General features: G+C 74.1%; 10 protein-coding genes. 4 read left to right on the plus strand and 6 right to left on the minus strand.

The features are described from left to right. Window position 1: 1 nt before the first annotated feature. On the minus strand, window positions 2-373 hold the full coding sequence (rpsL, locus tag ABTY15_RS00535) for a 30S ribosomal protein S12 (protein ID WP_014144289.1): 372 nt from the start codon (window positions 371-373) through the stop codon (window positions 2-4). Between the two features lie 430 nt (window positions 374-803). Further along, window positions 804-1,358 carry a DUF1707 and DUF4190 domain-containing protein gene (locus tag ABTY15_RS00540; RefSeq protein WP_350574030.1) on the minus strand — a complete coding sequence of 185 codons (555 nt, stop codon included), beginning with the start codon at window positions 1,356-1,358 and terminating at the stop codon, window positions 804-806. A 258-nt stretch (window positions 1,359-1,616) separates the two neighbouring features. Here ABTY15_RS00540 and ABTY15_RS00545 point away from each other — a divergent pair, with 258 nt between their 5' ends. From ABTY15_RS00545 to ABTY15_RS00560, 4 genes are all read left to right on the plus strand, one after another. Beyond that, window positions 1,617-2,435, plus strand: coding sequence for an ABC transporter ATP-binding protein (locus ABTY15_RS00545; RefSeq protein ID WP_350574032.1), 819 nt, complete (start codon window positions 1,617-1,619; stop codon window positions 2,433-2,435). Continuing rightward, entirely contained in the window at window positions 2,432-4,054 is a 1,623-nt protein-coding gene (locus ABTY15_RS00550) for a GumC domain-containing protein (RefSeq protein ID WP_350574033.1), read from the plus strand. The genes ABTY15_RS00545 and ABTY15_RS00550 overlap by 4 nt, the downstream gene beginning before the upstream one ends. A gap of 110 nt (window positions 4,055-4,164) precedes the next feature. Continuing rightward, on the plus strand, window positions 4,165-5,445 hold the full coding sequence (locus ABTY15_RS00555) for a DUF2786 domain-containing protein (RefSeq protein WP_350574035.1): 1,281 nt from the start codon (window positions 4,165-4,167) through the stop codon (window positions 5,443-5,445). A gap of 90 nt (window positions 5,446-5,535) precedes the next feature. Then, complete coding sequence (locus tag ABTY15_RS00560; RefSeq protein WP_350574037.1) at window positions 5,536-6,648, plus strand: ADP-ribosylglycohydrolase family protein; 1,113 nt, start codon at window positions 5,536-5,538, stop codon at window positions 6,646-6,648. Between the two features lie 3 nt (window positions 6,649-6,651). On the opposite strand, the gene ABTY15_RS00565 is transcribed toward ABTY15_RS00560, so the two are convergent. The 4 genes from ABTY15_RS00565 to ABTY15_RS00580 form a co-directional block, all read right to left on the minus strand. Beyond that, complete coding sequence (locus ABTY15_RS00565; protein WP_350574040.1) at window positions 6,652-7,974, minus strand: serpin family protein; 1,323 nt, start codon at window positions 7,972-7,974, stop codon at window positions 6,652-6,654. A gap of 37 nt (window positions 7,975-8,011) precedes the next feature. Continuing rightward, the gene (locus ABTY15_RS00570) at window positions 8,012-9,010 is read right to left on the minus strand and encodes an ADP-ribosylglycohydrolase family protein (RefSeq protein WP_350574042.1); all 999 of its coding nucleotides are present in this window, start codon (window positions 9,008-9,010) and stop codon (window positions 8,012-8,014) included. A gap of 19 nt (window positions 9,011-9,029) precedes the next feature. Then, on the minus strand, window positions 9,030-10,247 hold the full coding sequence (locus tag ABTY15_RS00575; protein ID WP_350574044.1) for a cytochrome P450: 1,218 nt from the start codon (window positions 10,245-10,247) through the stop codon (window positions 9,030-9,032). A 66-nt stretch (window positions 10,248-10,313) separates the two neighbouring features. Beyond that, window positions 10,314-11,054, minus strand: a complete 741-nt coding sequence (locus ABTY15_RS00580) for an SIR2 family NAD-dependent protein deacylase (RefSeq protein WP_350574046.1) — start codon at window positions 11,052-11,054, stop codon at window positions 10,314-10,316. Window positions 11,055-11,117: the final 63 nt, after the last annotated feature.

Consider the following 11,117-nt stretch of genomic DNA (forward strand, 5'->3'; position numbering starts at 1 on the left):
CTTACTTCTCCTTCTTGGCGCCGTAGCGGCTGCGGGCCTGCTTGCGGTTCTTGACACCCTGGGTGTCAAGCGAACCGCGGATGATCTTGTAGCGGACACCAGGAAGGTCCTTCACACGACCACCGCGGACCAGCACGATGGAGTGCTCCTGCAGGTTGTGGCCCTCGCCCGGGATGTAAGCGGTGACCTCGATCCCGCTGGTGAGGCGCACACGGGCGACCTTACGAAGCGCCGAGTTCGGCTTCTTCGGGGTGGTCGTGTACACACGCGTGCAGACCCCACGACGCTGCGGGGAGCCCTTCAGCGCGGGAGTCTTGTTCTTCTCGACCTTGTCCTGCCGGCCCTTTCGGACCAGCTGCTGGATCGTAGGCACCGTTTCTCCGTTTTCTGTGTGCCAAGGCTTGGTGAAACTAACCTGCGGTGTCTCCCTCGCACACGGCCCCGTGGTCGACCCACGCGGTCGGGTGTGTTGGGCTTATTCCGACACGGAATCCCATGAGCCGATGTACAGCGACGGCGCTCAACGCGCGGAGCGCTGGAGGGCGCTCCGGCTCGGCGCGGCGACCGGTGTGCATGCACGCACAAGGACCCGGGGACACCCCAGGCACAAGGTCAGAGCGTACCTAGCGCATGGGGCGCGGTCAAAACAAATGCAACGCCGCAGGTCGCGGCCTTCGGCCGGGTGTCGCGGGAGTGTCCCGCACACGGCCGCCCGGTGTCCGGCCGCCCTCAACCCGCTTTACCACAGTCGGCCGGCCGCCGCCACCGGACGCCCCGGCGGGTCGCGCTCGGTAGGGCGCGTCTCACCAGGGCGCGCGGAACAGCACCGCGAGCAGTACCGTCCAGATCACGCACCCGGCGTAACCGAAGATCAACCCGAGCGTGGCCATCCAGTCGCCGTCCACGTCCCGCCGGCTCACCCGGGACTTCGCGACGTGCCCGACCACCACCGCGGGCAGCGAGAGGCCGGTCAGCCCGAGCACCATCGCGGTGACCGCGAGCCCGCTGGTGCGGGCCGGCGGGGCCGGGCGCGGGGGCGGCGGCGGCAGGAAGGTCGCCGGCACGGGCGGAGCGGCGTAGGCCACCGGCGTCACCATCGGCCCGGAGGGCAGGTCGGCCACCAGGGTGGCCAGCTGGCCGTAGGTCTGCGCGGCGGCCGCGGCCTCGTGCCGCTGCTCGAACTCCTCGGCGGACAGCCGCCCCTCGGCGAACGCGGCCTTCAGCACGTCGACCGTCCGGTCGCGGTCCGCGTGGCCCGCGCGCATCCCCGCCTGCGGGCCCGGCACCGGCTGCCAGCCCCCGGCCGGGCGCCGCTCGGCGAAGCCGGGGCCGGTCTCGCCCCACGGTTGAACGGCCATCCGCCACCTCCCGGCGCCCCGACGCGACCCGCGCGCTCACTGTCCCTCATAGTGCAGGACGATCGGGGCCCCTGAGTAGTTGCCAGCCCACCGGGAACCGCCGCCGCGGGTTCCCGCGAGCGGCGCGCCTCACCCGTTCGGCGCACACGCTCAGGGGATCCTCAACTGGGAAGACAGTCCGTTCGGCCGGTGCCAGGCTGTGTCCCAGAAGAGAACGTCCGCGTCAAAAAACATCCACGCCGAACAGAGAAGGCCACCATGCAGGCGTCACCGCCGCCGTCCACCGACCCCGGGCCCCGCACCACCTCCGCCGTCAGCATCCAGGGGCTGTGGAAGCACTTCGGCGAGCAGGCCGCCGTCGCCGGTCTCAGCCTGGAGCTGCCGGCCGGCTCGTTCATCGGCCTGGTCGGCCCGAACGGCGCCGGCAAGACCACCACCCTGTCCATGGTCACCGGCCTGCTCCGGCCCGACCAGGGCACCGTGCTGGTGCACGGCCGCGACGTCTGGGCCGACCCGGTCGCGGTCAAGGCCCGGATCGGCATCCTGCCCGAGGGCCTGCGGATGTTCGAGCGGCTCAGCGGCCGCGAACTGCTCCAGTACAACGGGCGGCTGCGCGGGCTGCCCGGCGCCGAGGTGGACCGCCGCGCCGAGGAGCTGCTGGCCGTCCTCGACCTCGCCCGCGACGCCGACAAGCTGGTCGCCGACTACTCCACCGGCATGCGCAAGAAGATAGGCCTGGCCGCCGCGCTGCTGCACAACCCCGACGTGCTGTTCCTGGACGAGCCCTTCGAGGGCGTCGACCCGGTGTCCGCCCAGACCATCCGCGGCGTGCTCAAGCGGTACGCGGCGGCCGGCTCCACGGTCGTCTTCTCCAGCCACGTCATGGAGCTGGTGGAACAGCTCTGCGACTGGGTCGCCGTGGTCAACGCGGGCCGGGTGATCGCCCACGGACCGCTGGAGGCCGTCCGGGGCGGGCGCAGCCTGCACGAGGCCTTCCTCGACCTGATCGGCGTCCGCGAGGACGACGGCCAGGCGCTCGGCTGGCTCGGCGGCGGGCAGCTCGGGGGCGGGCTGTGAACACCGTCACCGACACCGCCGTGCCCGACGGGCGGACGGTGGTCCGCGCCCTGGTGGCGCTCAAGCTGCGGCTGCTGCGCAACGGACTGCGACGCAGCTCCGGCCGCACCGCCGTGTACGTCCTCGGCGCCGTCCTCGGCCTCGCCTTCGCGGGCGGCATCGCCTTCGCGATGGCCATGATGAACGGGCGCTTCGCCGGCTCCGGGGACGCCGGGGTGATGCTGGTCGGCGTGCTGGCCCTCGGCTGGGCCGCGCTGCCGCTGTTCCTGTTCTCCAGCGACGAGAGCGCCGACCCGACCCGGCTCACCATGCTGCCGCTGCGGCCGGGGCCGATGCTGCGCGGCTCACTGCTGGCCGCCCTGATCGGGCCCGGCCCGCTGATCAGCCTGGTGCTGGTCACCGGTGCGGCGCTGTCCGGCGCCGACGGCGTCGCCTCGGCCGGGGCCGCGCTGATCGGCGTCCCGCTCGCGGTGCTCTGCCTGGTCACGCTCTCCCGGGCGGTGGCGGCGGGCAACGCCCGGATGCTCTCCAGCCGGCGCGGCAAGGACTTCGCGATCTTCGGCGGGCTGCTCTTCGCGCTGCTCGTCCAGGCCGCCAACGTCGGTTCGCAGAGCATCTTCGGCCGACCGGGTGAGCAGCTCGACCTCAGCCCGCTGGCGCCGATCGCCTCGGTGCTGCGCTGGGTGCCGCCGATCGGTGCGGCCGACGCGGCCCGGACGGCGGGCGAGGGCCGGTACGGGCTCGCGCTGCTCCAGCTGGCCTCGGCCGGCGTGCTGCTCGCCCTGCTGCTGCGCTGGTGGCGCAGCAGCCTCCAGGAGCTGATGGTGACCGCCGACGCCTCCACCCTGGAGGTGGCGCGCGGGGTGCAGAGCGCACGCGGCTGGAGCCTGCTGCCCGCGGGCCGGACCGGCGCGGTGATGCAGCGCCACCTCCGGTACGCCTGGCGCGAGCCGCGGGCCAAGGCCGCGGTGTTCACCAGCATCGGCATGACGCTGGTGCTCTGCGTGCTGTCGATGGTCCAGGGCTGGTCGAGCGTCTACCTGCTGGCGATGACCGGGATGTTCCTCGGGCTGCAGATGCTCAACCTGTTCGGCATGGACGGCTCGGCGTTCTGGATGGTCGCCGCCACCCTGCTCACCCCCGCCGACGCACGGGACGAGCTGCGCGGCCGCGCGTACGCGGTGCTGTCGTACGCCCTCCCGGTGACGCTGGTGCTCGGGCTCGTGCTGGCCGCCGTCACCGGCGACTGGGCCGGTCTGCCGTCCGCGCTCGGCCTCGCGCTGGGGCTGCTGGGCTGCGGGATCGCGCTCGGCTCGGTGCTCAGCGTGCTCGCGCCGTACACCATGCCGGCCGACAGCAGCCCGATGCGCAACGCCGCCCCCGGGCAGGGCGGGCTGGTGCTGCTGAACAGCTTCGGCTCGATGTTCGGAGTGGCGCTGCTCTCGCTCCCGGTGACCGGCTACCTCGGCTGGGCGGTGCTCACCGGAGCCCCGAGCTGGCCGGTCCTGCTGCTCGGCCCGGCGTACGGCGCCCTGGCCGCCGTCCTGGGCATCCGGCTGGCCGCCGAGCGACTGCTGGAACGCACCCCGGAGATCCTGGCCACGGCCATCGAGCGGTAGCCCCAGCGCCGGTCCGAACGGTCGCGGGCGGGCCGGCCCCGGCGGTCGCGGCGGGCGCTCCGGCATCATGGGCGGGAGGACCGGGCCGTCGAGGAGAGCAGGGACAGACCGTGGGCAAGCGCGCGCAGCAGGGCGGGGGCGGGGGCGCCGGGCCGCTGCTGGAGCAGGCGGTGCGGTCGGTGCTGACGGCGCCGGACGAGGGGCTGGACCTCGCCCTGGACACCGGGGCCTCGCTGCTGGCCGCCTCGGCCGGGCAGTGGCCGGCGGTCAGCCGGGCGGTGCTGGGGTACGCGGACACCGCCGTCGGGCGGTGCTGGTCCGCCGGGTGGCGGCCGGCCGACCTGGTCCGGGTGGTCCGGCGCGGTCTGAAGCCCGTCCACCTGGCGCTCGCGGTGGACCTGATCGCCGCCGAGGGCCGCCGCCATCCGGCGGCCGCGCTGGACCGGCGCTGGCAGGAGCAGCTGCGCGAGCTGGAGACCGAGGTGTGGTGGCCGGCCGACGAGCAGTACCTCGGCGCCTTCGCCCACCGGCACCGGCTGGACCGCTTCGCGCTCGCCACCGCCGTCCTGGAGCTGCTGCGGACCTGGGGCCGGCTGCCCCCGATCGCCCCGGTCGGCCCGGCCCCCGGGCAGCGGGTCCGGCCCGAGCGGGCCGGCGGTCCGGTGCCGGGCGAGCCCCGGATGCTGGCCCGGATCCGGGCGCTGCTGGCGAAGGCCGAGTCCACCGAGTTCCCGGAGGAGGCCGAGGCGCTGACCGCCAAGGCCCAGCAGCTGATGGCCCAGCACAGCATCGACGAGGCTCTGCTGGCCGCCACCGGCACCGACCGGGACACCCCGGCGGCGCTGCGGATCGGTGTCGACAACCCGTACGAGGGCCCGAAGACGATGCTGCTGGACGCGGTCGCGGCGGCCAACCGCTGCCGGGTGGTGTGGGCGAAGGAGTTCGGCTTCTGCACCCTCGTCGGCTTCGACGGCGACCTCGACGGCGTCGAGCTGCTCTACACCTCGCTGCTGGTCCAGGCGACGCACGCGCTCAACAAGGCCGGCTCGGGGCGGGACTCCCGCAGCAAGGCGTTCCGGCAGTCCTTCCTGGTCGCCTACGCGGCGCGGATCCGTGAGCGGCTGACCGCCGCCACCGAGCGGACCACCAGCGCCGCGGCGGCCGGCCGGCACCTGCGCGAGGACGGCACCGAGGAGCAGTTGCTGCCGGACGAGCGGCTGCTGCCGGCGCTCGCCGCCCGTTCCGAGGCGGTCGACGAGGAGGTGGGCCGGCTGTTCCCGAAGCTGGTCTCGCAGCGGGTCCGGGTGAGCGACGGCGAGGGCTGGGCGGCCGGTCGCGCCGCCGCCGACCGCGCCGCCCTGCACGGGCGCGCGGGCGAGCTCCGCCGGTAGCCGCCCGGGTGACCTACCCCACGGTGTGTCAGCCGACCCGGCAACCGACCTGATAGAACGTACTCCGCCACGAACGGATGGGGGATCGACGTGACGGAGTCGGCGGCCGAGTCGGGATACCGGGACCGGGTGCGCGGGGCGCTGCTCGGCGGGGCGATCGGCGACGCGCTGGGCTGGCCGGTGGAGTTCCAGCAACTGCACCAGATCCAGGAGCGGTACGGGCCGGCGGGCGTGACCGGGCTGCCGGCCGCCGGGGGCCCGGTCGAGGTCACCGACGACACCCAGATGACCCTGTTCACCGCCGAGGGCCTGATCCGCGGCTTCGTCCGCGGCTGGTCGGGCGGCGGTGGCTCGGTGCCGGAGGCCGTCCACGGCGCGTACCGGCGCTGGCTGCGGACCCAGTACCAGGGCGCCCCGGACCACGAGCCGCAGCCGCGCCCGTACGACGGCTGGCTGCAGAGCCGGCCGTTCCTGTACGCGCGGCGGGCGCCGGGCAACGCCTGTCTGAGCGGGGTGGCCGAGCACCCGGTGTTCGAGGCGCCGTCCGCGATCGGGCGGCCCGGGCCGATCAACCCGGGTTCGAAGGGCTGCGGCACGGTGATGCGCTCGGCGCCGTTCGGGCTGGCCCGGCTGGGCGTCGAGCAGTCCTTCGGGCTGGCCGTGCAGTGCGCCCAGCTCACCCACGGCCACCCGACCGGCTACCTCGCGGCGGGCGCCTTCGCGGCGCTGGTTGAGCGGCTCGCGGGCGGGACGGAGCCGTGGGCGGCGGTCGGCGAGACCGTCGAGCAGATCCGCGAGCTGCCCTCCTCCAAGGAGACCGTCCAGGCGCTGGCCCGGGCGGTGCGGCTCGCTCAGGAGGCCGAGCCCTCGGCGGAGACCGTGGAGCGGGTCGGCCTCGGCTGGATCGCCGAGGAGTGCCTGGCCATCGCCGTGCACGCGCTGCTGGCGGCCACCCTCGACCCCGACCCGGTGCGCACCGCCCTGCTGCTGTCGGTGAACCACTCCGGGGACAGCGACTCCACCGGGGCGGTCTGCGGCAACCTGGTCGGCGCCGCGTACGGCGCCTCGGCGCTGCCCGCCGACTGGGCCGGGGCGGTCGAGGGCCGGACCGAGCTGCTGCGGGTCGCGGACGACCTGCTGGTGCTGTTCGGCAGCCGCGATCCGGCCCACCCGGCACTCGGCGGCCGCTACCCGGCCTGGTAGCGGCTACTTCGCCTGCGGGTCGGTGACCTGGCCGAGGAACAGCGGCCGCCCGCCCGAGGTGTCCCGGATCAGGAACAGGAACGGCCGGTCGATGTGCAGCTGGACGGTCCTGCTCGGGGCGGGCGCCGCCGCCGCGGCGATCCCCACACCGCTGCCGGCCGCCGCGACCGTGCCCTCCTCGTCGACCTGGACGGTGGCCTTCTGCACCACCGTGCTGACGACGAGCGGGTCCTTGGCGATGCCGCTGAGGTCCGCGTTGTCGAAGACCGAGTGGACGCCGAGCGAGCGCAGCGCGGAGCTGAGCTCGTTGGACGTGTCGAAGTGGAAACGCGGCAGTTGCAGGTCGACGGACTGCTCGGCGAGGGCGGCGAGGATCCGGTCGAGCTGGGGCTGGTCCAGCCCCTTGGTGAAAGCCGCGAAGCCGCCCTGCGCGGGGACGATCAGGTCCATCACCAAGTTTCCGCCCGCGTAAGGGAGTTCGACGGCCTGCCAGGGCTCGCCGACGATCCCGCCGGAGCCGTCGGCGTACTTGAACTCGCCGGTCTGGCCCATCAGCGGGACGGACGGGGTGGAGCCGTCCAGCTTGTGGAACGGGCGGTCGGCGGTGTGGCCGGGCTTGAACTCGGAGGCCCACTTCGCCTTGAGGTAGAGCGCGTCGGTGAGGGCCAGCCGGGTGTTCCCGTTGATCGCGCCCGGCGCGAAGAGGTCCTTGATCCGCCCTTCGGTTGCCTTCTCCACCGCCGCGTTGACGGCCTTTCGGGAGCCTTCCGGGTCCTTGACGAAGTCGGTGGTGTGCACGCCGGCGTCGAAGGCGGCGGCGAGCGTGGCCAGGTAGTCGGGCTGCACCGGGAAACCCTGCTGCGTCCAGACCTCGTCGCTCTGACGCAGGGTGACCCCGTCGGTGGCCGGCACCGGGCGGTTCAGCGCGCCGGTGGCGAGGGCGTACTGCTTCGGGTCGAGGTCGGTGTGCAGGGCCTTCGCCAGTTCGTCGGCGCTCGCCCCGCGGGCGCCGGGGAGCAGCATGGCGAGCACGGTGGCCAGGCCGTTCGGGGAGATCACGAGGTTGCGCCCGGCGTCGTCCGGCTTCGCGGTGAGGGTGTGCAGGAGATCCAGCCCGAAGGCGTCGGTGGCCTTCGCGGTGGCGGCCACCTGGGCCGGATCGACGGCGGGCCGGCTGGCCGGCGCGGAGGCCCTCACCTCCGTGCCGGTCGCGGCCCCGGTGCTGCCGCAGCCGGCGATCAGCGGCGCGGCGAGCACGGCGGCGAGGAGCAGCGCCGCCGGGCGGCGGGACGGACGTCGACGGGTTCCGGTGCGGCTGTTCGTCATGGCCCTTCGACGCGGCACCCCGCCTCCGGGTTCCGCCTCAGTCCCAGAGCGCCCCGAGCGCCAGCAGTTCGTCCCGGTACTCGATCCGCTCGACCCACTCCCCCGGCCAGACCGCCTCGCCGTGGTGGGCGCCGGCGAAGGCGCCGGTCAGGCAGGCGAGCGAGTCGGAGTCCCCGCTGGAGTAGGCGGCCCGGCGGACGGCGGCCACCGGGTCGTCGGGCAGCAGCAGGAAGCAGAGCAGGCCGGTGCCGAAGGCCTCCTCGGCGACCCAGCCCTCGCCGGTGGCCAGGCACGGGTCGGCCTCGACGTCGGGCGCGGCGAGCGCGGCGTCCAGCTGGTCGAGGACGCTCAGGCAGTCGTCCCAGCCGCGCGCGATCACGTCCTGCGGCGAGCGGCCGTACCAGCGGTCGGCGAGGTCGCCGAGCCAGAACTCGTCGTACCGCTCGCGGCTCGCCAGCGCGTACGCCCGCAGCGCGGCCGGCAGGTCGGCCGGCCGGACGCCCTCGGCGAGCCTGCGGACGGCGTACGCGGTGAGGTCGCTGGCGGCGAGCGCCGTGGGGTGGCCGTGGGTGAGCCCGGACTGGAGCTGCGCGGCACCGGACAGGGTGCGGGCGTCGAGGCCGGGGAGCAGCCCGATCGGGGCGACCCGCATGTTGGCGCCGCAGCCCTTGGAGCCGACGTCGCTCGCCTGCTGCCAGCGGTACTCGGGGTGGCTCAGCCGTTCGCAGGCGCGCAGGCAGGTCATGCCGGGGGCGCGGTTGTTCTCCGGGGAGCGCCACCAGTCGACGAACTCCTCGCGGACCGGCCGCGCCAGCCGGGACGGGGTCAGCGGCCCGCGCTCCAGGGCGGTGCGCAGGCCGCGGCCGAGGGCGAGCGTCATCTGGGTGTCGTCGGTGACCAGCGCCCTCTCCGGCAGCGGCAGTTGACGCCAGTCCGGGTGGTCGGCGGCGATCGTCTCGACCGCCTTGAACTCGGTCACCCGGCCGATCGCGTCCCCGATCGCCAGCCCCAGCAGTGCCCCGGTCGCCTTGCCCACGGCCGTTCCCCCCTCTTCGCTACACCTCGACCAGCAGTTCCTTCAGCCCGCGGATCACGTAGCCCGGATTCCACTCGGGCTCGCGGACCAGCCGCAGCCGCGGCGCCCGGCGCAGCAGCGCGCCGTACGACTCGGTGAGCTCCAGTCTGGCAAGCGGGGCGCCGAGACAGAAATGGATTCCGGCGCCGAAGGTGATGTGCGGGTTGTCGGCGCGGCCGAGGTCGAGCCGGTCCGGGTCGGCGAAGCGCTCGGGGTCGCGGTTGGCGGAGCCGAAGAGCAGGGCGATCTCGGAGCCGCGCGGGACGGTGACGCCGCGGACCTCGATGTCCTCCAACACCCAGCGTTCGAACATCTGCAGCGGGGTGTCCCAGCGCATCAGTTCCTCGACGGCGGTGGGCAGCAGGCCGTCCACGTCGCCGCGCAGCCGGGCGAGTTCGCCGGGGTTGCGGAACAGCGCCCACCAGCCGTTGCCGGTGGTGTTGACGGTCGCCTCGTGCCCGGCGTTGAGCAGCAGCACGCAGGTGGAGATCATCTCCTGCTCGCTGAGCGCGTCGGAGCCCTCCTGGGCCTGGATGAGCGCGCTGATCAGGTCCTCACCGGGACGGGCCCGACGCTCCCGGATGAGCGTGCGCAGGTAGTCGGAGAACTCGATGCTGGCGGTGACGGCCCGGCGGGCGGTCTCCTCGGTCGGGTTGAGCTCGAACATCCCGGTGATGTCGGCGGACCAGGGCCGCAGCAGGTGCCGGTCGCCCTCCGGCACGCCGAGCATCTCGGCGATCACCGCCACCGGCAGCGGCTCGGCGACGGCGGCGATCAGGTCGCCGCCGCCGGCCGCGAGCAGGCCGTCGACCAGTTCCCCGGCGAGCCGCCGGACGGTCGGCCGCAGGCCCTCCACCATCCGCGGGGTGAAGGCCTTGGAGACCAGCCGGCGGATCCGGGTGTGGTCGGGTGCCTCCAGGTCGAGCAGCCCGTGGTCGTTGAGGGTGTGGAAGGGCTCGTGCGCCGGGTCGGGCTCGGGGCGGCCGAACTCCTGGTGGCTGAAGCGGTGGGTGTAGGTGCGGCCGAGCCGCCGGTCCCGCAGGAGGGCGCTGACGTCCTCGTACCGGGAGACGAGCCACTGCCCGGTCGGCTCGAAGTAGCTGACGGGCGCGTGCTCGCGCAGTTCGGCGTACGCGGCGTACGGGTGGGCCACGAAGGCCGCCGACCAGGGGTCGAACGTCGTCGGTCGCTCGGTCATCGCTCGATCACTCCAGGCCGTCGGGGGGAGCCGGAAGGATCATCGTACGCACGCGGTTCGCCCGTTTTAAGAGTGTTCGGTCAGCAACTTCCGCACCAGCGCCGGAAGGGCGGTGGAGATCGGCTCCCGGATCACCTCGTCCGCGGCCTCGTCGAACGGCGTCGGCTCCCCGTTCATCACCACCAGCCGGGCGCCCGACTCCAGCGCGATCTGCGGCAGCGCGGCCACCGGGTAGACCTGGAGGCTGGTGCCCACCGCGATGAACAGGTCGCAGGCCTTGGCGATCGCATCGGCCTGCTGGAGCACCACCGGGTCCAGCGCCTCGCCGAACATCACCGTGCGCGGCCGCAGGATCCCGCCGCACTCCCGGCACGGCGGGTCCGGCTCCCCCGCCTCGACCCGCGCCAGTGCCGCCGCCATGTCGCCGGTCACCCGGCAGCTCGCGCACTGCACCTCCCGTGCGGTGCCGTGCAGTTCGAGCACCTTGCGGGCGGGCAGACCGGCGCGCTGGTGCAGCCCGTCCACGTTCTGGGTGAGCACCCGCACCGGCAGCCCGGAGCGTTCCAGCTCCACCAGCGCCCGGTGCCCGGCGTTCGGCTCGGCGGCCAGCGCCCCGGCGTCCCGGCGCATCAGCCAGGACCGGCGACGCACGTCGGGATCGCTCAGGTACGGGCCGAGGGTGACCAGCCGTTGGGCGGACGGGTCCTGCTGCCAGAGCCCCTTCGGGCCGCGGTAGTCGGGGATACCCGAGTCGGTCGAGATGCCCGCGCCGGTGAGCACGGCGATCAGCGGTCGCTTCGCGTTCATACCCCGGACGGTACGGTCCCGGCCCGACGGACGGCCACCGAAATTCCGGCCGGCCGAACCACC

Origin of the sequence: Kitasatospora sp. NPDC097643 (genome assembly GCF_040302625.1) — a bacterium.
Classification (GTDB): Bacteria; Actinomycetota; Actinomycetes; order Streptomycetales; family Streptomycetaceae; genus Kitasatospora.

Bases quoted from the DNA above. Each gene is read 5' to 3' on its own strand.
- ABTY15_RS00565 (WP_350574040.1), bottom strand. From the start codon at position 7,974: ATGACGAACAGCCGCACCGGAACCCGTCGACGTCCGTCCCGCCGCCCG.
- ABTY15_RS00540 (WP_350574030.1), bottom strand. From the start codon at position 1,358: ATGGCCGTTCAACCGTGGGGCGAGACCGGCCCCGGCTTCGCCGAGCGG.
- ABTY15_RS00580 (WP_350574046.1), bottom strand. From the start codon at position 11,054: ATGAACGCGAAGCGACCGCTGATCGCCGTGCTCACCGGCGCGGGCATC.
- ABTY15_RS00575 (WP_350574044.1), bottom strand. From the start codon at position 10,247: ATGACCGAGCGACCGACGACGTTCGACCCCTGGTCGGCGGCCTTCGTG.
- ABTY15_RS00545 (WP_350574032.1), top strand. From the start codon at position 1,617: ATGCAGGCGTCACCGCCGCCGTCCACCGACCCCGGGCCCCGCACCACC.